Annotated in this window: 16 protein-coding genes; 6 read left to right on the top strand and 10 right to left on the bottom strand. The window is 56.8% G+C overall.

What is annotated here, in order from left to right; genetic code table 11:
* Window positions 1-90 precede the first annotated feature (90 nt).
* Window positions 91-3,168 (bottom strand): beta-galactosidase, encoded by a 3,078-nt coding sequence (locus OGV83_RS02945; RefSeq protein WP_286463118.1) that lies wholly within the window; start codon window positions 3,166-3,168, stop codon window positions 91-93.
* A 121-nt stretch (window positions 3,169-3,289) separates the two neighbouring features.
* On the bottom strand, window positions 3,290-4,372 hold the full coding sequence (locus tag OGV83_RS02940; protein ID WP_112002472.1) for a LacI family DNA-binding transcriptional regulator: 1,083 nt from the start codon (window positions 4,370-4,372) through the stop codon (window positions 3,290-3,292).
* Window positions 4,373-4,793: 421 nt separating this feature from the next.
* Between OGV83_RS02940 and mmuM the strand changes: the two genes are divergently transcribed.
* Window positions 4,794-5,726 carry a homocysteine S-methyltransferase gene (mmuM, locus tag OGV83_RS02935; protein ID WP_134769687.1) on the top strand — a complete coding sequence of 311 codons (933 nt, stop codon included), beginning with the start codon at window positions 4,794-4,796 and terminating at the stop codon, window positions 5,724-5,726.
* Between the two features lie 89 nt (window positions 5,727-5,815).
* On the opposite strand, the gene fbpC is transcribed toward mmuM, so the two are convergent.
* The 6 genes from fbpC to OGV83_RS02905 form a co-directional block, all read right to left on the bottom strand.
* Window positions 5,816-6,862 carry a ferric ABC transporter ATP-binding protein gene (gene fbpC / locus OGV83_RS02930; protein WP_024130614.1) on the bottom strand — a complete coding sequence of 349 codons (1,047 nt, stop codon included), beginning with the start codon at window positions 6,860-6,862 and terminating at the stop codon, window positions 5,816-5,818.
* A gap of 11 nt (window positions 6,863-6,873) precedes the next feature.
* Entirely contained in the window at window positions 6,874-8,952 is a 2,079-nt protein-coding gene (locus OGV83_RS02925) for an ABC transporter permease (protein ID WP_012133639.1), read from the bottom strand.
* Window positions 8,953-9,020: 68 nt separating this feature from the next.
* Window positions 9,021-10,052 (bottom strand): ABC transporter substrate-binding protein, encoded by a 1,032-nt coding sequence (locus OGV83_RS02920; protein WP_012133638.1) that lies wholly within the window; start codon window positions 10,050-10,052, stop codon window positions 9,021-9,023.
* A complete protein-coding gene (gene uhpC / locus OGV83_RS02915) occupies window positions 10,049-11,353 on the bottom strand; it encodes an MFS transporter family glucose-6-phosphate receptor UhpC (protein WP_200028350.1) in 1,305 nt (434 codons plus the stop codon). The genes OGV83_RS02920 and uhpC overlap by 4 nt, the downstream gene beginning before the upstream one ends.
* Before the next feature lie 85 nt (window positions 11,354-11,438).
* Entirely contained in the window at window positions 11,439-12,980 is a 1,542-nt protein-coding gene (locus tag OGV83_RS02910; RefSeq protein ID WP_012133636.1) for an MASE1 domain-containing sensor histidine kinase, read from the bottom strand.
* Window positions 12,980-13,609: a response regulator transcription factor gene (locus OGV83_RS02905; protein ID WP_047458568.1), complete on the bottom strand. Its 630-nt coding sequence runs from the start codon at window positions 13,607-13,609 to the stop codon at window positions 12,980-12,982. Before OGV83_RS02905 ends, OGV83_RS02910 begins: the two co-directional genes overlap by 1 nt.
* 344 nt (window positions 13,610-13,953) lie before the next feature.
* On the opposite strand from OGV83_RS02905, the gene tauA reads away from it, so the two are divergent.
* Genes tauA through tauD form a run of 4 tightly spaced genes read left to right on the top strand, consistent with a single transcriptional unit; the run spans window position 13,954 to window position 17,366 of the window.
* Entirely contained in the window at window positions 13,954-14,916 is a 963-nt protein-coding gene (gene tauA / locus OGV83_RS02900; protein WP_012133631.1) for a taurine ABC transporter substrate-binding protein, read from the top strand.
* Window positions 14,917-14,926: 10 nt separating this feature from the next.
* Window positions 14,927-15,694 (top strand): taurine ABC transporter ATP-binding subunit, encoded by a 768-nt coding sequence (tauB, locus tag OGV83_RS02895; protein WP_286450923.1) that lies wholly within the window; start codon window positions 14,927-14,929, stop codon window positions 15,692-15,694.
* Complete coding sequence (gene tauC / locus OGV83_RS02890) at window positions 15,691-16,518, top strand: taurine ABC transporter permease TauC (protein ID WP_012133629.1); 828 nt, start codon at window positions 15,691-15,693, stop codon at window positions 16,516-16,518. Before tauB ends, tauC begins: the two co-directional genes overlap by 4 nt.
* On the top strand, window positions 16,515-17,366 hold the full coding sequence (gene tauD / locus OGV83_RS02885) for a taurine dioxygenase (protein WP_112002459.1): 852 nt from the start codon (window positions 16,515-16,517) through the stop codon (window positions 17,364-17,366). Before tauC ends, tauD begins: the two co-directional genes overlap by 4 nt.
* Window positions 17,367-17,474: 108 nt before the next feature.
* Here tauD and olsF read toward each other — a convergent pair whose 3' ends face one another.
* Together olsF and hemB are read right to left on the bottom strand one after the other, a co-directional pair.
* Window positions 17,475-19,190 carry a bifunctional ornithine lipid synthase OlsF gene (gene olsF, locus OGV83_RS02880; RefSeq protein WP_049011960.1) on the bottom strand — a complete coding sequence of 572 codons (1,716 nt, stop codon included), beginning with the start codon at window positions 19,188-19,190 and terminating at the stop codon, window positions 17,475-17,477.
* Between the two features lie 168 nt (window positions 19,191-19,358).
* Window positions 19,359-20,333, bottom strand: a complete 975-nt coding sequence (gene hemB, locus OGV83_RS02875) for a porphobilinogen synthase (protein WP_012133626.1) — start codon at window positions 20,331-20,333, stop codon at window positions 19,359-19,361.
* Window positions 20,334-20,827: 494 nt separating this feature from the next.
* Between hemB and ehaB the strand changes: the two genes are divergently transcribed.
* Window positions 20,828-23,749 carry an autotransporter adhesin EhaB gene (ehaB, locus tag OGV83_RS02870; RefSeq protein ID WP_012133624.1) on the top strand — a complete coding sequence of 974 codons (2,922 nt, stop codon included), beginning with the start codon at window positions 20,828-20,830 and terminating at the stop codon, window positions 23,747-23,749.
* Window positions 23,750-23,834 lie beyond the last annotated feature (85 nt).

Here is a 23,834-nt window from a genome sequence, read left to right as displayed (position 1 = left end):
TGCCCGATGGCGTTATCGCTTATCGGGCCAGGAAGAAAATGTATCGCAGGCCGGATACGGTGCTTGCACCGTCATCCGGCAGTTTCCCTTTTACCGCCAGCTTATCTGGTAGTGGTAGCGCCCGGCGCTGAGCTGATATTCCGCAGAGACAGAAGGGCTCCAGGAGTCATCGCCGCCCACGCCCATATGGAAACCGTCAATATTGAGCCAGGTGCCCGCTTCCGGCTGGAGCAGATGGCGGTGGCTGGTTTCCATCAGCTGTTTCTGGCTATAGCGACCGATGTTGAACTGAAAATCGCCGCGCCACTGATGCGCGCCATAGCGCAATTCACGCGTTCCGCAGCGCAGGCCGTTTTCGCTCGGGAAAACATACGGGGTGTACATCTCTTCCAGCGGCAGATCCCAGCGATCAAAGCAGGCGGCAGAGAGACGATCCGGGTAGTTTTCGTGCGGGCCTAACCCCAGCCAGTTAACCCGCTCCGCCACCTGCGCAAGCTGGCAGCTCAGGCCGATGCGCGCCGGATGCGGTGTCCCGCTGGCGACGTCAACATCTACCGTTATCTGCATTTCACCGTTGCCGTCGATACGGTAGGTTTTCCGGCTGATGAACAGCGTCTCGCCCTGATACTGCCAGGCGTGGGCGGTGGTAATCAGTACCGCGCTGGCAAGCGTGTCGGCATCGCATTGCAGTAATACCGCTTTTGCCTGGTAATGGCCGGCGGCCTTCCAGCGTTCAACCCAGGCGTTAGGGTCGATACGGGTTGCCTCGCTCACGCCGATGTCGTTGTCCAGCGGCGCGCGGGTGAACTGATCGACAAGCGGAGTCAGCAACTGTGCCTCTTCGCCAATCCAGAATTGCGTCAATACGCCCTGCTGGCGGCTGAACTCCCAGCGTTTCTCGCCTGCGACAATACGGAATGCCGTCCCGCTGCTGGTGAGCTGTGGCGCGTTGCCAGCGTGCTGCGGCCACTGCGTAGCGAGTTTTTCGCCGAGCTTCCACTGTTGCCAGGCGCTGATATGTCCGGCTTGCGACCACGCGGTTGCCTGCGGCTGTTCAACGCGTACCGTCAGCCACAGCTGGCCTGCGGTTTCCGCTTCCGGGAGCGCTGGCAGTGTGATGATCTGACGTCCCTGCGGCGGGATATCCAGCGTCACAACGCCTGCGGTCAGCGGGTTGCCATCCAGCGCCAGTGACCAGTGGAGCACCTCGTTATCGCTATGGCGGAACAGGTATTCGCTGGTCACTTCAATCTGGCATTCGGCTCCCGGCAGCAGCGCAAACTGGAAAAACTGCTGCGCGTGTTTGGCTTCATACAGTGACGGATGCGGCGTTCGGTCGGCGAACACCAGGCCGTTCATACAGAACTGACGGTCGTTAGGCGCGTCGCCAAAGTCGCCGCCGTAGGCTGACCACGGCCGACCGTCGTCGTCGTATTTGATAAGCGACTGATCCACCCAGTCCCAGACAAAACCGCCTTGCAGGCGCGGATACTGGCGAAACGCCTGCCAGTATTTCGCGTAACCGCCGAGGCTGTTGCCCATCGCGTGGGCGTATTCACACAGGATCAGCGGGCGCTGCTCGCCCGGCATCGACAGCCATTTTTTGATCGACCATTTCGGTACGGCGGGGAAGGGCTGATCCTGATCGACGCGGGCGTACATCGGGCAAATGATGTCGGTTGCCGCCGTATTCGCGCCGCCGCCTTCATACTGCACGGGACGGGAGGGATCTTCCGACTTAATCCAGCGGTACAGCGCGTCGTGGTTGGCGCCGTGCCCGGACTCGTTGCCCAGTGACCAGATAATAATGCTCGGATGGTTGCGGTCGCGCTGTACCATCCGCGTCACGCGCTGGCTCATGGCGGGCAGCCAGACCGGATCGTCGCTCAGGCGATTCATCGGCACCATGCCGTGGGTTTCGATATTAGCCTCATCCACCACGTACAGGCCGTAGCGATCGCACAGGGTGTACCACAGCGGGTGATTCGGATAATGGGAGCAGCGCACGGCGTTAAAATTGTTCTGCTTCATCAGCAGAATGTCTTTAATCATGGTCTCTTTATCCATCACCTGGCCGTTTTCCGGGTGATGTTCATGGCGGTTGGCGCCGCGGATCAGCAGCGGCTTACCGTTTAACAGCAGCAGACCGTTTTCAATGCTGACCTGACGGAAACCGACGTCGCAGGCTTCGGCTTCAATCAGCGTGCCATCGGCGGCGTGTAGCTGCACAACGGCACGATACAGATGCGGGGTCTCCGCGCTCCACAGCACCGGGTGTTCGACATTCAGACGAAGGGTTGTGCGATCAGGGTAAGCGCCGCGCTCATCAATGATCCCGCTGCCGAGCGGAGCGGTTTTTTCTCCGACGAATGTTTCGCTATCCCACAGCTGTACCGTCACGCGTAAATCATCGCATCGTTCCCCCGTTGTTCTGACCTCCGCTTCCAGCACTGCGCGGCTGAAATCATCGTTGAAGCGGGTGTTGATGCGCAGGTCACGGATTTGCGTTGCCGGTTTATGCAGCAGCGAGACGTCGCGAAAGATGCCGCTCATCCGCCACATATCCTGATCTTCCAGATAGCTGCCGTCACTCCAGCGCAGCACCATTACCGCGAGGCGGTTTTCACCCTTAAGCAAAAAATGCGTGAGATCGAATTCAGACGGCAGACGGCTGTCCTGACCGTATCCGACCCAGCGACCGTTGCACCACAAATGGAAGGCGGAGTTCACGCCATCAAAAATGATCCGCGTCTGGCCTGCCTGTAGCCAGTCTGCGTCAATACTGAATGTGAGCGAGTAACATCCGGTTGGGTTATCTGCCGGAACGAACGGCGGGTTAACCGGAATGGGATAGGTGACGTTGGTATAAATGGGGGCGTCGTAACCGTCCATTTGCCAGTTAGACGGCACGCGCACGCTATTCGCCTGTTGCAGATCGCTTGTCCGCCAGCTCTCTGGTACTGCTTCAGGCGCCGAAAACCAGGCAAACGTCCATTCACCGTTCAGGCTATGCTTTTGTGCGGAGTCACGGTTCGCGCGGGCGTCATCGGCATTACGCCAGCTGCAAAAAGGAGGGTGCGCCTCCAGGCGATTAAGTTGTGTTACGCCAGGGTTTTCCCAGTCGCGACGTTTCAGAACGACGGCGAGTGAATCTGCATTCTGGGGCATAGCGGTATCCTGATTGGGTTTGTTATTCGCTCACAATTTCAGTCAAAATACGAAGAAGGGATTCCTGCTGTAAAGGACAGGAGGTTCAATGAGTGAACTGACTCACACAATTGTTATGCGTTCACATTTTCGGCGCTAACAGCGAAACCTGACGAGCCAGTTGGATCAGGGAGTCGGCCAACGCCTGCGGAGAAGTGACCTGAGCATTGGGGGGCTGCACGGTTTTACGCTGAACCAATGAAACGGGGAGTCGCTGGTTATCGGTGGCGGGCTCGCCACGGGAGAGTTGCAGCAGTTTGTCGACGCTGGTTGCGCCAAGCAGGGGGAAATTCTGTCTGATGGTGGTCAGCGGTGGGATGTAGCAGGCGCTGTCTTCGGTGTCATCGTAGCCTATCACCGAGATATCCTGCGGGATGCGCAGGCCAAACTCGGCGATCGCCCGCATGGCGCCCAGCGCCATCTGATCGTTAGCCACCAGTATTGCGGTGGGCATCGTTCCGTCATTGAGCATCTGCATGGTTTGCTGGAAGCCGGACATCGCGCTCCAGTCGCCTTCCGTTTCTGCCACCGGTCGCAACTGATAGTGGGTCAGATATTTATGCCAGCCCGCCAGTCTTAGCCGCGCAGAGACGGACGAGTGCGGCCCTGTCAACAGCGCGATGCGCTGGTGCCCGTGTTCTACCAGATGCTCAACGCCCAGACGCGCGCCGTCGTCATGGGAAAAGATAATGCTGTTAACGGGGAACCGATCGGACACGTCGAGAAACAGTACCGGCACGTTGCCGCAGGCGGCGGCAACGGCAATGGCATCGTTCTCATCAAGCGGGTAGTTGATGATCAACCCGCTTACCCGCTGCGCCAGCAGGTTATGTACCGCCGCTTTGCAGGCGTCTACTCCGTTGCGCTCCACCATCGCGATCACCACGCTGGCGCCTGACCTGTCGGCGCGGGATTTAATCGCCGCGACAATTTGCGACGGCGCGTGCAGCGCGAGGTTAGCGGTGGCGACGCCGATGAGCGGAGTTTGTTTACCCGCCAGCTGCTGCGCGACGCGATTGGGAATGTAATTCAGCTCCGCCATCGCGGCTTCGACTTTTTCACGGGTTTTGGCGGAAACGTGGCTGGCCTGATTCACCACGCGAGAGACGGTCTGATAAGAGACGCCTGCACGGTCTGCAACATCATAGAGCGTTACCGGTTTCACATTCATCACCCTGAATTTGTTGTTATCTGCGCGTTATGATGCCACACCCTGAAGGTTTTTCGCCATTCTGCCGGGCTGACGTCAGTTTGTCGGCTGATATCGACCCCGGTTCCTGACGTTGTCCTCATTCCGTCGTATGAGTGGGGACGGTATGTTCCCACTTCTGTCTGAGCGCCGGTGCGCCGCCTTGTTGCCAGAGTTGTAAGAGATTCTGGCAGCGGAGGTATTATGAGCTGGCGACCCTTTCTTTACCTCATTGTTACTCCTCACCCGGTGCTGAGCGCCCGGCGCGCGCGTTTGCGGCTGGTACAAGGCTGACGGGTCTTTAATAATTGCGTAGCGCTCCCGATTACCGCCCGGCGCGCTGTGTTATGGTGCTTGTTTCATTGCCGATTTCATAAGCAGAAACAGGAGCCAGACTATGTCGCAACATAATCCGTTGAGCGCCATCCTCGATAAACAGGATTTCCTGTTGCTGGACGGGGCGATGGCGACGGAACTGGAAGCGCGCGGCTGTGATTTAGCCGATAGCCTGTGGTCAGCGAAGGTGCTGGTAGAAAACCCGGCGCTGATCCGCGAAGTCCACCTTGATTACTACCGGGCGGGGGCGCAATGCGCGATTACCGCCAGCTACCAGGCAACGCCCGCAGGACTTGCCGCGCGTGGGTTTGATGAAGCGCAGTCGAAAGCGCTGATCGGCAAGAGCGTGGAACTGGCGCGCAAAGCGCGGGAAGCGTATCTGGCTGAGAACCCGCAGGCGGGCACGCTGCTGGTGGCGGGTTCCGTCGGGCCATATGGCGCGTATCTGGCCGACGGTGCGGAATATCGCGGGGATTACGTATGTACTCCCGAAGCGTTCCAGGCTTTTCATCGCCCGCGTGTGGAAGCGCTGCTGGATGCGGGCGTTGACCTGCTGGCCTGCGAAACGCTGCCGAATTTTATTGAGATTAAAGCGCTGGCTGAGTTGTTAACCGAATATCCACGGGCGCGGGCATGGTTTTCGTTTACGCTGCGCGACAGTGAGCATCTGAGCGACGGTACGCCGCTGCGTGACGTGGCGGCGTTCCTCAACGCCTGCCCGCAGGTTGTGGCGACTGGCGTAAACTGTATCGCGCTGGAAAACGTCACCGCCGCATTGCAGCATTTGCACGGGCTGACCGCGCTGCCGCTGGTGGTTTATCCCAATTCGGGCGAGCGGTACGATGCGGTAAGCAAAACCTGGCATCATCACGGCGAAGCGTGCGCCACGCTGGCGGAGTATTTACCGCAGTGGCTGGCGGCGGGTGCGAAGCTGATTGGCGGCTGTTGCCGGACGACGCCGAAAGATATTGCTGAATTGAACGCGCAACGTTGAGTGTGCGCCGGGTGGCGGCTGATGCCTTACCCGGCCTACAACGTGCACGAACCGTAGGCCGGGTAAGCGGTAGCGCCACCCGGCATCAATTACACTGCGTCTGCTAAAACAAACATCCCGTACGGGTGGATTTCGAGGTAATAGTTTTCCCCCACGTCCGGCTGCAATCGGGTGGCGTTAACCTGCAATAAAATCTCCTGTCCGTGCCACGCTACCGTCACCTCATACTGCGGCCCCATATAGGCGACATGCTGAATCACACAGCGCTGGCTCTCTTCGCCGCGATCGCTCAAGGTAATCGCTTCCGGGCGCACGCCAACGGTGCCGGAACCCTGGGCGGCAAAGTGCGCCGGGCGCGGCAGTCGATAGCCGTAGATATCCACATACTCCTGACTGAACGTCGCCGGGAACAGGTTGGCATCGCCCATAAAGCTCGCCATAAAGCGTGACGCAGGTTGACGGTAGAGATCCTGCGGCGAACCGATCTGCATAATATGCCCCTTGTTCATCACCAGTACGGTATCGGAAACCGCAAAGGCTTCGCTCTGATCGTGGGTAACGTACAGCGAGGTGATATCAAACTGCTTTTGCAGTTCGCGGATCTTGTCGCGCATGCTGCGGCGCAGGTTGGCGTCGAGGTTACTTAACGGCTCATCAAACAGCAGCACCTTCGGCTTGAGGATCAGCGCGCGCGCCAGCGCCACGCGCTGCTGCTGACCGCCGGAGATCTGATCAACATAGCGGTCTTCGAATCCTTCCAGATCCACCATCGCCAGCGCCTCTTGCACACGGGCTTTCACTTCGCTGCGCGACACGCCAAGCATCTTCAGACCGTAGCCGACGTTTTCCCCCAGCGACATGTGCGGGAACAGGGCATAAGACTGAAAGACCATACAGATATCACGCTGCTGAATAGAGCGATGGGTGACGTCTTCGCCATCAATGAAAATCTGTCCTTCGCTCGGTTTTTCCAGCCCGGCCACCAGACGCAAAATGGTCGTTTTGCCGCAGCCGGAAGGGCCGAGCAGCGTCACCATTTGCCCCTGCGGGATGGTGAGATTGATATTATCGATAACCGTGTTGCTGCCGAATCGTTTGGTGACGTTGCGCAGTTCAACAAAATTTTTCTGACTCATAGTGCGCTCCATTACGCCTGGTTTTTGGCTTTTGAACGGGAGATTCGCGCTTCCCCGATCAGCCAGTCAAAGATGAAAATAATCGCCAGCATCACCACGATCAGAATCGAGCCGTAGGCGATCGCCACGCCGTATTCGCCGTCTTCCACGCGGTTGAGGATGTAGGCCGTCGCCACGCGGGTGTCTGGCGTGACGAGGAACACAATGGCGCTGACGGTAGTAATGGCGCGCACAAAGCTGTAGATCAGCGCCGAGAGGATCGCCGGGCGCAGCAGCGGCAGCAGGATGTGCGTGATGGTGCGTAAGCTCCCAGCGCGCAGGCTGAGCGACGCTTCATCCAGCGATTTATCGATCTGGCCTAATCCGGCGATCCCGGCGCGAATCCCAACCGGCACGTTACGCATCACCATCGAAATAATCACAATCGCCGCCGTTCCGGTGAGGTACACCGGGGCGCTGTTAAAGGCGAGGATGTACGACACGCCCGCCACGGTGCCCGGTACGGCGAAACACAGCATGGTGGTGAACTCGATAGTCTTTTTGCCTTTGAACTGCTGGCGTACCACAATCCAGGCGATCAGCAGACCGAAGATGGCGGTGATCGGCGCGGCAATTCCGGCGTAGAGCAACGTATCAAGCAGGGAAGGCCACGCGCCGTCGCTCATACCCTGGCCGAACAGCTTGATAAAGTTCGCCAGCGTCAGGGTGTAATCCACGCCCCAGTTGACGGTGAAGCTACCGTAGAAAATGCTGCCGTAGAGCAGGGCGTTGAAGGCTATCCACACGGCCAGAATGGCGATGACGCTCCACACCAGGGTAACCGGCAGCGGCTGGACGTCGCCACGGTACGATTTCCCGGAGACCGTGACGTAAGAGCGCTTACCGATCCACATATACTGCACACAGAACACCAGCAGCGAGAACAGCAGCAGGAACGCGCCCAGCGTACTGGCGGCCTGATAATCAAGCTGCGAACCTGTGATATAGAAATAGATCTGCGTCGCCAGCACGTCGAAGTTACCGCCGAGCACCAGCGGGTTACTGAAGTCGGCCAGCGACTGCACCACCACAATTAAAAAGGCGTTCGCCAGCGCCGGTTTCAGCAGCGGGACAAACACACCGTTAAAGGTCTGCCAGCGGCTGGCGCGCAGGGTGTACGAGGCTTCTTCCAGCGATGGATGGATAGTTTTGATCGCCCCGTCGAGGATCATAAACGCCATCGGGGTAAAGGCCAGCACCTGCGCCAGCCAGATGCCGGTAAACCCGTACAGCCAGTTGGTGTTGGTTAGCCCGAACCACTCGACCATAAATTCGGTGACGTAGCCGGAGCGTCCCATCATCAGCGTAACGCCTAAACCCACTACGAACGGCGGCGTGACGATTGGCAAAATCGAGAAGATGCGGCCAATAATGGCGCTGCGTTTGGCAATGCGGGTGGTGTAAATCGCCAGTACCAGGCCGAAGAAGGTACAGCCCACGCCCACCGCAATCGACAGGGCGATGGAGTTGAGGATCACCTGGATGATATGCGCCTGCGACAGCACCGTCATAAACGCCAGCGGCGCGAATTCCCCTGCATCGTTGGTGAACATCGGGATGAAAATCGCGATACTCGGCCAGACGATAAAGATGCCGATCAGCGCCACAATGGCGGTAAGTGAGCCGATCACGAAGCGGTCGCCGCCCAGCCATTCCAGACGGGTCAACGCCAGCGTCATGATCGCGCCCAGCGCGACGAACAGCACGATAGTGGCGTAGCCTAAACCACGGCCTTCAACGGTGGCGCTGATGACGATAAAGGCCATACACAACAGCGCCCAGCCCGCATCAAGGTAATGGCGGCTGCGCTGTTCGCGCCTGGCTTCATGGAACGGGCGAATCAGCAGCAGGCTTGGCAGCAGATACCACAGCCAACTGATATTGCGCTGTGACCAGCCGTAGGACTCAAGGATTTCATCGCCCGTGGACTCCAGCAGGCCGTAATCCAGGCTCCAGCTCGGCAGCAGGGCAAACGCCAGCCAGCCCAGCAGAACCCAAAAGAATATCGCATCCCGTTTTTTCACGGGATGGTGTGCAAGTGTGTGTGACATAGCGGTTCCGGTATTGTGGGCCGGGTACGGCGTTACGCCGCCACCCGGCAAATGAACGCAATGTGGGCTTATTTACCCATCTTCACTTCGCTAACCCACTTATTGATAAGCTGCTTACGGACGTCGGTAGAACCGTATTTATCCATGTCGTAGTTGATGAGCTTCAGGTCGTCGAGCTTCAGCGAGTTCGGTGATGTTTCCGCTGTGGTGTTGGTCAGGATCTGATAAGACTTGCCTTTCTTCCACGCCAGCTCTTGTGCTTCTTTTGACAGCACCCAGTCCACGAACAGTTTGGCGTTGTCGAGATTGCGCGCGCCTTTCAGGATGCTGACGCCGCCAATTTCATAGCCGGTGCCTTCGCACGGAGAGATCAGCTCCAGCGGCGCACCCTGTTCTTTTTCCAGCGAATAGTCGTGCAGGAAGCCGATGCCGATAGCGGTTTCGCCACGGGCGGCGTTACGTGCCGGGGCAATACCGGATTTAGTGTACTGAGACACGTTGGCGTTGAGCTGTTTCAGGTAATCAAAGGCCTGATCTTCTCCCCACAGCTGGGCGAAGGTCGCCAGTGCGGTATACGCGGTTCCTGAACTTTGTGGGTCGGCAATCTGAATTTCGCCTTTGTATTCCGGTTTGGTCAGATCCTTCCAGCATTTTGGCACCGGCAGATTTTTCTCTTTCAGGCGCTGGGTATTGACGCCAAAGCCGAGAATACCGACATACACCGCTGAAGAGAGGTTGCCTTTTACTTTCGCCGGATCGCGGAATTTCTCCATGACCTGCTCAAGATTGGGAGACTTGTAGGGTTGCAGCAGCCCCATTTCACCCGCCTGGGACTGAGGGTCCAGCGTCCCGCCGTACCAGACGTCCGCCTGCGGGTTTTTCTTCTCGGCATCCACTTTCGCCAGCGTACTGCCGGAGCCGTTGCGGATGAACGAGGTTTTGACGTCATATTTGTCGCCAAACGCTTTGGTTTCTGCTTCGCACATTTCGTTGGTGGCGCTGCAATAAACCACCAGGCGGCCTTTGGCCTGCGCGGCGCCGGTTAAGGTTGCCAGCGCAATGCCGGATGCAATCAGGGTAGAGGTAAGCGTCAATTTCATTGTTTTATCCTTTGACTGAGCGAGGTGGTGATGCCCGCCATCAGCAGCGGCATCAGCAATAAACCCATAAGTACCGCGGCGACCGAGAGCAAACTGAACATGCCCGACCAGCCGTAGCGTTCAATGACCAGCGACAGAGGCCAGCCCGCCAGCGCTGCCCCCAGATAGGCGAACAGGCCGAGAAACCCGGTGATGGAACCGGCCGCCGCTTTGTGCCCACACTCGACGGCGGCAAGGCCAATCAACATTTGCGGGCCAAAAACGAAAAAGCCCACCGTGAAGAAACAGACCGCCAGCAGTGCGTAATGGTGTACCGGCGCTAACCACAACGCGGCGACGGACACCATCAGCCCCAGCGTGAACAGCAAAATCATCGGCGCGCGCTGGCCGCTGAACAGCAAATCCGACCCCCAACCGGCGAACAACGCGCCGAGCAGACCGCCAACTTCAAACAGCATCACCGTGGCGTTGGCGCTGAGCAGATTGACGCCGTGGCTTTCCGTGAGCCAGATGTTGCCCCAGTCGTTGAGGGCGATGCGGATCAGATAGACCAGCACATATGAGACGCCCAGCAGCCAGATCATCGGGTTTTTCAGCATCGTGGTGCGCAACATCTGCCACAGCCCCATCGGCGGGCTTTGCTGCTCCTGGCGCAGCTCCAGCGGGTCATGACGCCATGCGCCGACCGTTGGCAATCCCTCTTCCTGCGGCGTGCCTTTCAGCTGTAGCGTGAGCCAGATACCTAATGCCATGCTGATGATCCCCGGCGCCAGCATCGCCGCCTGCCAGCCCCACCAGTGGGCGGCGAAAGCGCTAATCAGCGGGATAATCGCCCCGCCGATGTTGATCGACATATTCCAGCAGCCCCACCAGAAGCCGCGCTCGTTGCGCGAATACCAGTGGGTCAGCAGTCGGGCGCAGGGCGGCCATCCCCAGCCCTGAAAGAAACCGTTCAGCGTCCAGACCGCCAGCAGCAGCGTCAGCGACTCGCCAAAGGCGAACACCACATTCAGCAGGCCGGTGGCGAACAGGCCGACGCCCATAAACCAGCGATGCCCGTGGCTGTCGTGCCACAGCCCGGCGGTAAACTTCGACAGGCCGTAGGTCAGGTAAAACAATGAACCCAACAGGCCGATATCGCCTTTATCGAGTCCCAGATCCGTTTGCAGCGCCGGAAGCACGTAATTCACGCTTTTTCGCGTCAGGTAAAACGCGGCATACCCAATGACCATGCACATCAGCAACCGCAGGCGTAGCGCCCGGTATCGTTGGTCTGTTTCGCTTATTGAACGTGGGTGCATGGCCGTCTCCGTTTGTGCTGACTATAGGAAAGTGAAAACCAAAGGGGATGAGAGAAAGTCCGCAGTGACTAAGACTTTTTCCTGGTCAGGACGTGGTTTGTTGCAAAATTGTGGGCAAGTTAACAATTACCCGCGTGCCGTGCAGCGATTCGAGCGTCAGTTCGCCGCCCAGCGCGCTGACCCGTTCGCGCATCCCCTGAATACCGAATCCCGGCATTTTTTCAGGCTGGATGCCGGTGCCGTTGTCCCGAACTTCCAGATGGAGGGTCTGTTTCTGCTGGCTTAACAGAATCGTGACCTCGCTGGCTTCGGCATGTTTACAGACGTTGTTCAGCAGTTCCTGCAACAGGCGGTAGAGGGTAAACCTGACGGTTTCATTTTCCGGGGTAAGCGTAAGGCGATACTCAAACTGGCAGCGAATCCCACGTTCGGGGAACGCGAATTCGTTGACCAGATGATGCAGCGCCTCTTTGAACGACAGCTCATCCAGCGCGGGGGGACGTAGCTGGCGTAACAGCTGGCGGGTAGAGTGGTGAATACGGCGGGCGAGATCGTTTATCTGGCTGGCGGCGGCCTGCGTCTGCGCCGGATCGCGCGCGCGTTTCACGAGCTGTGACTGGATCTGAATGGCGGTGATGTTCTGCCCGATCTCGTCGTGCAGCTCGCGCGCCAGGTTTTTGCGCGTATCCTCTTCGGTATGGATCAGCTTTTCGGTCAGCGCCCGGCGTGCCGCCAGCTCCGCCTCCAGACGCTGGCGATAGTGGTGCAGGTTTTGCGCCAGATGCTGCTGGCGGCTGATGGCGATCCCAAGACCTATGCCGAGTAGCGCCTGGGTGGCGAGGAAAATCTCCAGCTCGACCAGGTTGTTAAACCCGACGCCGACCTGGCGAGCGATGGTGATCATCATGCTGCCCAGCAGACCGGAGAGCACGCCGCCCTGCCAGCCAAACTTCCACGCCATCACCACGTTAGGCAGGAACACCACGATCAGCAGCAGGCGTTCAATTTCCGGCGACAGCACCATTTGCGTGCCGATGCCGATAATAAAGAACAGGCTGCACCAGATGATCAGCGAAGTGCGCAGCGGCGGGTTGTTGGTATCCAGCCCCAACAGATGATAACGGTGCTGCTGGCGTAAAAATTCAAATACCAGATAAACAAAGGGGGTGAGCAGCACGCCGCCGGTAAACGACGCCAGGCCAGTCAGCATTGCCGGGCTTTTTATAAAGGGCGACAGCAGGGCGGTATTCAGCAGCGAGGCCAGCGTGACGGCGGCCAGCAGCAGCGTGAGACGCTGCCAGTACAGGGGAAAACGGTGCCAGAATTTTTGTCCGATGCTGGCCGGGATCAGGCAGATCAGCGGCGCCGCCAGCAGGACGTAGCCGCTGAGCAGTTGCTCGCTATGGAGCCATAACGGCATCAGCACCGGCGGCAGTATCAGCGCGGGCCAGTAACGGCGGGAGAGTAAAATCAACAGCGCAAGATAAACGCCGTGCGGCAAAAAGAGCGCCGCCTGTTGGCCGTTATGGGTCAGGTAAAAGCCCAGCGTCCATAGCATCAGCCAACCTGTTCCCCAGGCCAGCAGGATAAACAGTGAGATCACCCAGTAACGCACGCCGCGAGACATCAGTGCCCCGTCAGCAACTGGTGGTCGAGGGCGAAATGCACCAGCTCGATGGTACTGTGGCACTGCAATTTACCCAGTACGTTAGCACGGTGGACGTGAACGGTTTTATGGCTGAGGTCGAGCTTAAATGCGATCTCTTTGACGCTGTCGCCTTTGACCAGTAAATCAAAAACTTCTCGCTCACGGGGGGTTAATACCTCCAGCACCTGCGCCGGCTGTTCACCGCCGCGCAGCGCCCGCAACGCATCGGCGCACAGATAGTGGCCGCCCATACCGACGGAACGCACCGCCTGAACCAGCTCTTCCGGCCCGCAGCGTTTGGTCAGATAGCCGCTGGCGCCTGCATCCAGCGCGCTTTGTACAAACGCTGGCGTGTCGTAAATGCTGAGGACGATGGCGCGAAACGTGGGTTTTTGCGCGCGTAGCCGCTTTAACAGACTCAGCCCGTTTTCGTCCGGCATCGCGATATCCAGCACCGCGACGTTAACGTCATCGCGCAATAATGCGGGCCAGGCTTCCGCCGCGCTGCTGTACTGGCCTGCTACGTCCAGATCGTCTTCAAGACTTAATAATTGCGCAAAGCCGGAACGCACCACCACATGGTCATCAACCAGCACCACACGAATCATATGCTTACTCTCTTGCCGAATAATGCCTCTATGATGCCTGCCCCCGCTGCGCTGGCAATCATCCGGGTGTGGTTATGGAATGAATGTAACAAAATCGCAATAATTTGCAGGGTGTTGTTGTCGTGGTAGGCGCTGATAAGCGCAGCGCCATCAGGCATGGATTGCCGGATGGCGGCGCAAGCGCCTGATCCGGCCTACAACTCAATGCTAAATACATTTCCACACTAACCATTCCCGTTTTTTTTCTAAAAACGCTTTGCTATTAGCAAGAATTTTTAATTCCTTTATCAAACTCGGCCGCAACGAAATACTGCCCCCATAACAAGACAGGGGAGCAGACAATAATGGGTATTTCATCGCGTAACACACTTCTCGCCGCACTGGCGTTTATTGCATTCCAGGCGCAGGCGGTTAACGTCACCGTCGCGTATCAGACATCCGCCGAACCGGCGAAAGTGGCGCAGGCGGATAACACCTTCGCCAAAGAGAGCGGGGCGACCGTTGACTGGCGTAAATTCGACAGCGGCGCGAGCATCGTGCGCGCGCTGGCTTCCGGTGATGTACAGATCGGCAACCTTGGCTCCAGCCCACTGGCGGTCGCCGCCAGCCAACAGGTGCCGATTGAGGTTTTCCTGCTGGCGTCAAAACTGGGGGAATCCGAAGCGCTGGTGGTGAAGAAAACGATCGCTAAGCCGGAGGATCTCATCGGCAAACGCATTGCGGTGCCGTTTATCTCCACCACCCATTACAGCCTGCTGGCGGCGCTGAAACACTGGGGCATTAAGCCCGGGCAGGTCGAAATCATCAATCTGCAACCACCGGCGATCATTGCCGCCTGGCAGCGTGGCGATATTGACGGCGCTTACGTCTGGGCACCCGCCGTTAACGCGCTGGAAAAAGACGGGAACGTGCTGACAGACTCAGGGAAAGTCGGCGAATGGGGCTCGCCGACGCTGGATGTGTGGGTAGTGCGTAAAGACTTCGCGGAAAAACATCCAGAGGTGGTCAAAGCATTCGCGAAAAGCGCCATCGACGCGCAGCAACCCTATATCGCCAATCCTGAGGCGTGGCTTCAGCAGCCGGATAACATCAGCAAACTGTCGCGCTTAAGCGGCGTGCCGGAAACGGACGTGCCGGGGCTGGTGAAAGGCAATACCTACCTGACGGCGCAACAGCAGGCCGTTGAGCTGAACGGGCCGGTCAATAAAGCGATTATCGACACCGCGCAGTTCCTGAAAGAGCAGGGCAAAGTGCCCGCCGTCGCGACGGATTACAGCCAGTACGTCACCGATCGCTTTGTGCAATAAGGAGGCGCGGATGCTGCAAGTTTCCCATCTCTTTGCCGATTACGCCGGTAAACCGGCGCTGGAAGATATCAATCTGACGCTCGACAGCGGTGAGCTGTTAGTGGTGCTGGGCCCGTCAGGGTGTGGGAAAACCACGTTGCTGAATCTGATCGCCGGTTTTCTGCCTTATCAGCACGGCACGATCCAACTGGCGGGCAAACGGGTCGATGGGCCGGGTGCGGAGCGCGGCGTCGTCTTTCAGAACGAAGGGCTGCTGCCCTGGCGCAACGTGCAGGATAACGTCGGACTTGGCCTGCAACTGGCGGGAGCGGACAAAACCCGGCGTCGGCACGTTGCGCAGCAGATGCTGAAAAAAGTCGGGCTGGAAGGGGCGGGAAAACGCTTTATCTGGCAGCTTTCCGGCGGGCAGCGCCAGCGTGTCGGCATCGCCCGCGCGCTGGCGGCAAATCCTCAACTCCTGCTGCTGGATGAGCCTTTCGGCGCGCTGGATGCTTTCACCCGTGAGCAGATGCAAACGTTGCTGCTGAAACTCTGGCATGAGACCGGCAAACAGGTGTTGCTCATTACGCATGATATTGAAGAGGCTGTGTTTATGGCGACGGAGCTGGTGCTGCTTTCTCCTGGCCCCGGTCGCGTGCAGGAACGGCTGTCGCTTGATTTCGCCCGCCGCTTTGTGGGGGGCGAATCCTGCCGCAGCATTAAATCCGATCCGCAGTTTATCGAGACGCGGGAGTATGTGTTAAGCCGCGTCTTTGAACAACGGGAGGCCTTCTCATGAGCGTGGTCATCAACGATAAGCTGCGTCAACGCGGGTTGAAATGGCGCTGGCCGTTCTCTCGTCGCATTACCCTGAGTATCAGCACATTAGCGGTGATTCTGGCCGTGTGGTGGAGCGTAGCGGCGTTGCAGTTAATCAGCCCGCTGTTTCTGCCGCCGCCGGGGCAGGTGCTGCAAAAACTGATCGCCATCGCCGGGCCGCAAGGGTTTATGGACGCCACGCTGTGGCAGCATCTGGCGGCGAGCCTGACGCGCATTCTGCTGGCGCTGTTGGCCGCCGTGATTATCGGCATTCCGGTGGGCATTGCGATGGGGCTAAGCCCAACGATACGCGGCATTCTCGATCCGATCATTGAACTCTACCGACCTGTTCCGCCGCTTGCGTATTTACCGCTGATGGTGATCTGGTTCGGGATTGGCGAGACCTCCAAGATCCTGCTGATCTATCTGGCGATTTTCGCCCCGGTCGCCATGTCGGCGCTGGCGGGCGTCAAAAGCGCGCAGCAGGTTCGCATTCGTGCGGCGCAGTCGTTAGGCGCCGGACGAGTACAGGTATTGTGGTTTGTGATTCTGCCCGGCGCGCTGCCGGAGATCCTCACCGGATTACGCATTGGCCTGGGCGTGGGCTGGTCAACGCTGGTGGCGGCTGAGCTGATTGCCGCCACCCGGGGTTTAGGGTTTATGGTGCAGTCCGCCGGGGAATTTCTGGCAACCGACGTGGTGCTGGCGGGGATCGCGGTGATTGCAGTGATCGCGTTTATTTTAGAACTGGGTCTGCGTGCGCTTCAGCGCCGCCTGACGCCCTGGCATGGAGAAGTACAATGAGTGAACGTCTGAGCATTACCCCGCTGGGGCCGTATATTGGCGCGCTGGTTTCCGGCGCGGATCTGACCCGCCCGCTGAGCGATAATCAATTCGAACAGCTGTATCACGCGGTGCTGCGCCACCAGGTGGTTTTTCTGCGTGAACAAGCCATTACGCCACAGCAACAGCGCGCGCTGGCACAGCGTTTTGGCGATCTGCATATTCATCCGGTCTATCCCCACGCCGAAGGCGTCGAAGAGATTATCGTGCTGGATACCCATAACGATAACCCGCCGGATAACGATAACTGGCACACCGATGTGACCTTTATTGAGACGCCGCCAGCAGGGGCGATTCTGGCGGCAAAGGAACTGCCCTCTACCGGCGGGGATACGCTATGGACCAGCGGTATTGCCGCATATGACGCGCTTTCCGAACCGTTTCGCCAGTTGCTGAGCGGTTTGCGGGCGGAGCATGATTTCCGTAAATCGTTCCCGGAATACAAATACCGCAAAACTGACGAGGAGCATCAGCGCTGGCTTGAGGCGGTAGCAAAACATCCACCTTTGCTGCATCCGGTGGTGCGTACCCATCCGGTGAGCGGCAAACAGGCGCTGTTTGTGAATGAAGGCTTTACCACGCGGATTGTCGATGTGACGGAAAAAGAGAGCGAGGCGCTGCTTGGATTCTTGTTTGCGCACATCACAAAACCGGAGTTTCAGGTGCGCTGGCGCTGGCAGCCTGATGACGTAGCCATCTGGGATAACCGCGTCACCCAGCATTATGCCAACGCTGATTACCTGCCGCAGCGGCGCATTATGCACCGGGCGACGATTCTGGGAGATAAGCCGTTTTATCGCGCACCGTAATAGATAATCACACTATTCGGTTAGGGAACGGTTAGGGAAATGCAGACCTGGTAAGCGCAGCGCCATCAGGCACGATGTGGCACCGCGCCGGATGGCGGCGTAAACGCCTTATCCTGCCTGGAAACCCAAATGCGCGCCAATATAGCGCTGATACCTGTTTGCCTTCAGATAGGTTAAATCGACCAGCACCAGACCATCCACGCAGTTGCTGAATGCCGGATCGTTACCGAAATCAATAAACTGCACGCCGCCGGGGTCGCAAAGTTCGGAGTACTGTTTGTAGAGCGGGGGAATACCGCAGCCCAGATTGCCGAGCAGCGATTTCAGCCGCGTCAGATCGTCGTTGTAGCTTTTGCCTTCAAACTGCGCCAGTACGTCCGGCAATGACGCGGGGTAGGGCTGGCGTGATATCGCCAGCGGGTGCGTCGGCGGGAACCACAGGCGATAAAAGGCCACCAGTAAATCCCGCGCATCCGCAGGCAGACCGCCGGAAATAGACACCGGGCCGAACAGGTATCGGTATTGCGGATAGCGCGCCAGATAAGCGCCAATGCCAGACCAGAGATAGTCCAGCCCGCGACGTCCCCAGTAACGCGGCTGGATAAAACTGCGACCCAGCTCAATGCCGTGCTGCATCACTTGCGCCATCTGCTCGTCGTAATGGAACAAACTGTAGCTGTAAAGCCCTTCTATGCCGCGTTTTTCCTGCTGCTGCGCGCAGGGAATGAACCGATAGGCGCCAACAATTTCCAGATCGTCTTCGTCCCATAAAATCAGGTGCAGATAGTCGTCATCATAGCGGTCGGTGTCCCGACGCTTTCCGCTGCCTTCGCCAACCGCGCGAAAGGCGATTTCACGCAGCCGCCCCAGTTCCCGCAGGATGGGGACATCCTCTTTGCCGTTGCGCTGCCAGAGGTAAATGTGCTTCCCGTCGGCGGTGTGCCCAAGGCATTCCGCCTGGGCGAGATCGCGTTTGAGGTGCGCTCTGTCTTCTGCGCGGGCTATCGTACTTTCGGTGGTGAATAACCCAGGGCGTCCTTTACCTAATGCCGCGACGTGCTGACGGCATTTTTCGGCCTGCTCGCGGACGTTGGTTTTCGTGGCGGACCACTGTGTCCAGGCGATTTGTTGGCCGATGCGGAGCGGCAGGCTGCTGCGACGCCGACGAAACATCTGCTGCATCAGGAGCAGCAATGCGAAGGTGGGGGACACCAGGCTGCTGGCGTAAAACAGCGAGCTGTTACGCGCGTTGATATGTACGGGAAGCAGCGGCGTGCGGTATTTCTCCGCCACCCGGATAAACCCGGAATGCCATCGGCCTTCCCTGATTCCCTGCGATGTGAAGCGCGCTACTTCGCCCGCCGGAAAGAAAATTAACGCTCCGCCAGCCTGTAAGTGCGCATCTATCTGTTGTAGCGATGATTTTGGCGTGCGCCCGCCGATGTTGTCCACGGGAATGAAAAGTGAGCTGAGCGGTTGCAGATGTGAGAGCAGGCGGTTGGTCACTACTTTCACGTCACGGCGCACACGCGAGATGGCATACAGCAGGGCCAGCCCATCAAGCGTGCCTGTCGGGTGGTTGGCAATGATGACCAGCGGGCCATGTGCGGGGATGTTTTCGAGGTCGTGTGCGGGGATATCGCAGCGTATTTCAAGGTGTTCGAGAACCTGTTCCACCATGTCCACCCCTTTCAGATGGGGATGGCGGGATGCAAATTGCTGAAATTCTTCTTCATACAGCAACCGCCTGAGCAGATTTTTTTGCCAGGGTGTCGGCCTCGCCTGAGGCCACAGGTCGTCGAGTACGTTATCGAGACTAAACATAGCGGCTCCTCCTCCCGTCCTGTGCTGACAGTAGAAGGTACAAATGTCGTTTGTATGACGATGAGGTGACGTTTTGTGACAGTGCCGGATGGCGGCACCCGGCCTACAGATGTCAATCCCGTAGGCCGGATAAGCGCGGCGCCAACAGGCACCGCAGGTCAGAAAGGATTAACGCAGGATTTTTTTCTCCGCCAGATCCAGCGCGAAGTAGCTGAAGATCAGATCCGCGCCCGCGCGTTTGATCGAGCCTAAGCTTTCCAGCACCACTTTCTCTTCGTCGATCGCGCCCGCCATCGCGGCGAATTTGATCATGGCGTATTCGCCGCTGACCTGATACGCGCCGAGCGGTAATTCGGTACGATCGCGGATATCACGCAGAATATCCAGATAAGCGCCAGCAGGTTTCACCATCAGGCAGTCCGCGCCCTGCGCTTCGTCGAGCAACGACTCGCGAATCGCTTCACGGCGGTTCATCGGATTCATTTGATAGGTCTTACGATCGCCTTTCAGTGCCGTACCGGCCGCTTCACGGAACGGGCCGTAGAAAGAGGAGGCGAACTTGGTGGAGTAGGACATGATGGCTGTATCCGTAAACCCGGCGGCATCCAGCGCCTGGCGAATCGCCTGCACCTGACCGTCCATCGCGGCGGAAGGGGCAATAAAATCAGCGCCCGCAGCGGCGGCGACCACCGCTTGTTTACCGAGGTTCGCCAGGGTTGCATCGTTGTCGACGCCGTGTTCGCACAGCACGCCGCAGTGACCGTGGGAGGTGTACTCACAGAAACAGGTGTCAGACATCACGATCATTTCCGGCACGGTTTGCTTGCAGATGCGCGACATGCGCGCCACCAGGCCGTCTTCTTTCCAGGCATCGCTGCCGGTGTCGTCGGTATGGTGGGAAATGCCGAAGGTCATCACTGACCGAATGCCGGCGTTGGCGATGCGTTCAATCTCGCGCGCCAGGTGTTTTTCAGGAATGCGCATGACGCCAGGCATGGCGTCGATCGCTTTGTAGTCGTCGAGTTCTTCTTCAACAAAAATCGGCAACACCAGGTCGTTTAAACTGAGTGTTGTCTCTTCAAACATGGCGCGCAGCGCAGCGGATTTGCGCAGGCGACGGGGGCGTTGGATTAGGTCTGTCATGGTATGCCTGATGTTTGTGGAATCGAAACGTCGAGTATACCTGAACCTGCCGCGAGGTGTTTTACGAAAGTTGTCCTTATGTGAAGTATTGCGGGTTGCTGTTAATGAAGCGATTAAATATTCGCAATTAGTATTTCTATGAATAAGATTATTTTTGTTAGTGATACATTTATTTCTGGTTTTAATTTTATTAAATGTTGTTTTAAGCTCTTCTGTCCTTTATTTATTGGTGATTTCTTTATTTCTTCATCATATATCATTCAGTTAAATAAGTAACTTCTATTTCCCTTTCTAATTTATTGAAAACTGGCGATTTAAAAAATATCTGTGATTTTGCTGGTGATTTTTTAATTGTCCGCTTTCGGACATTAAACAAAGAATAATTGAACCTTTCAATGCTGACGCCGCATAATCGACCTGCGAAACATAAAATGTTTTCTATGCATTGATAATTGATGGATCAACTATATTACGTCCCTGAGGAGGGATGACAAATGCACTCCTGGAAAAAGAAACTTGTAGTCTCACAATTAGCACTGGCCTGCACTCTGGCAATCACCTCTCAGGCAAATGCTTCTACGGATATTTCTGGAACCACCTACACAACATTCAACCACTATAACGACGCAACCTACGCTGATGGTGTTTATTATGATGGTTACGTAGGCTGGAACAACTACGCGACCGATAGCGTTTATAACGGTGATATTTATCCGGTTATCAACAACGCTACCGTTAACGGCGTAATCTCAACCTACTATCTGGATGATGGTCTTTCTACCAACACCAACAGTAATAGTCTGACAATCAAAAACAGCACCATTCACGGGATGATCACCTCTGAGTGCATGACCACCGATTGCGTGGGTCGCGATGCGACCGGTTATGTTTATGACCGTCTGGCGCTGACTGTTGATAACTCAACCATCGATGATAACTACGAGCATTATACCTATAATGGCACGTACACTGATGGTACGGCGGATACGCATGTTGTTGACGTTTACAACCTGGGTACTGCGATTACGCTGGATCAGGAAGTTGACCTGGTCATCAAAAATAATTCCCACGTTGCGGGTATTACGCTGACTCAGGGTTATGAGTGGGAAGACATTGACGATAATACCGTTAGCACCGGCGTCAACAGCGCTGAAGTGTTCAACAACACCGTCACGGTGACTGACTCTACGGTGACCTCTGGCTCATGGTCAGATGAAGGGACTTCCGGTTGGTTCGGTAATACCAACAACGCGAGCGATTACAGCGATTCTTATACTGCTGATGACGTGGCGATTGCGGCGATTGCGCATCCGAATGCGGATAACGCAATGCAGACCACTGTTAACCTCAGCAATTCTACCCTGATGGGCGACGTTGTTTTCTCCAGCAACTTTGACGAAAACTTCTTCCCGAACGGGGCGGATACTTATCGCGATACGGACGCTGACCTGGACACCAACGGTTGGGATGGCACTGACCGTATGGATGTTACGCTGAACAACGGCAGCAAGTGGGTTGGCGCGGCAATGTCCGTACATCAGGTTGATTCTGATGGCGATGGCGTGTACGACAGCTTTGCTGCGGGCACCGATGCCACTGCGACGCTGATCGACATTGCGGCTAACAGCCTGTGGCCTTCCTCTACTTACGGCATTGACAATAATGACACCGCGTATGGCGAAGATGGTCATGTTGTTGGTAACGAAGTCTATCAAAGCGGCCTGTTCAATGTGACGCTGAACGGTGGTTCACAGTGGGATACCACGAAAACCTCGCTGATTGATACGCTGAGCATCAACAGCGGTTCCGTCGTGAATGTGGCAGACTCTGATCTGGTTTCTGACAGCATCTCCCTGACCGGCGGCGCGGCCCTGAATATCAATGAAGATGGTCATGTTGCAACTGATGAACTGACAATCAACAACAGTACCGTCACGATTGCTGATGATGTGTCTGCTGGCTGGGGCGTGTACGATGCCGCACTGTATGCAAACACCATCAACGTCACCAACAACGGCGTTCTGGATGTGGGCAACAGCACCGCGTATGCGCTGCAAGCTGATACCCTGAATCTGACCAGCTACACCGATGCTAACGGTAACGTGAATGCCGGTGTCTTCAACGTTCACAGCAACAGCTTTGTGCTGGATGCCGATCTGACTAACGATCGTACTAACGACATCACTAAGTCTAACTACGGCTACGGTGTGATCGCGATGAACTCTGATGGTCACCTGACCATCAACGGTAATGGCGATGCCTGGACTGGCGATCAATCTGAAGTCGATAACGCGGGTGATAACGTTGCTGCGGCAACCGGTAACTACAAAGTGCGTATCGATAACGCGACCGGTGAAGGTTCTGTCGCTGATTACAAAGGCAAAGAGCTGATCTACGTTAACGACAAGAACAGCAAAGCCACCTTCTCCGCAGCGAACAAAGCTGACCTGGGGGCATACACCTATCAGGCTCAGCAGGAAGGCAACACTGTTGTTATGCAACAGATGGAACTGACCGACTACGCGAACATGGCGCTGAGCATCCCGTCTGCAAACACCAATATCTGGAACCTGGAACAAGACACCGTTGGTACTCGTCTGACCAACTCTCGTCATGGTCTGGCTGATAACGGCGGCGCATGGGTGAGCTACTTTGGCGGCAGCTTCGATGGCGACAACGGCACCATTAACTACGATCAGGATGTGAACGGCATCATGGTCGGTGTTGATACCAAAATTGACGGTAACAACGCTAAGTGGATTGTCGGTGCGGCGGCTGGCTTTGCGAAAGGCGACATGAGCGACCGTACCGGTCAGGTGGATCAGGACAGCCAGTCTGCCTATATCTACTCTTCCGCTCGCTTTGCCAACAATGTCTTTGTTGATGGTAGCCTGAGCTACTCTCACTTCAACAACGATCTGTCTGCCAACATGAGCAACGGCCAGTATGTTGATGGCAACACCTCTGCGGATGCGTGGGGCTTTGGTCTGAAACTGGGTTATGACTGGAAACTGGGCGACGCTGGCTATGTCACGCCGTACGGTAGCGTATCCGGCCTGTTCCAGTCCGGCGACGATTATCAGCTCAGCAACGACATGAAAGTTGACGGTCAGTCTTATGACAGCATGCGTTATGAACTGGGTGTTGATGCAGGTTATACCTTCACCTACAGCGAAGATCAGGCGCTGACGCCTTACTTCAAACTGGCCTATGTTTATGACGACGCGAATAACGACGCCGACGTAAATGGCGATTCCATCGATAACGGCGTAGAAGGTTCAGCGGTGCGTGTTGGTCTGGGCACTCAGTTCAGCTTCACCAAAAACTTCAGCGCTTATACCGATGCCAACTACCTCGGTGGTGGTGATGTCGATCAAGACTGGTCCGCGAATGTGGGCGTTAAATACACCTGGTAATTGTTTTTCATGATGAAAACACAGGTGATTTAATCAAAGGAAATGCCCGTCATGGATATGGCGGGCATTAATGCAAGGATGCGCA

The organism is Citrobacter sp. CK189 (assembly GCF_030333505.1).
Lineage (GTDB): Bacteria > Pseudomonadota > Gammaproteobacteria > Enterobacterales > Enterobacteriaceae > Citrobacter_B > Citrobacter_B koseri.
This window is presented reverse-complemented; position numbering and strand designations above follow the sequence as displayed.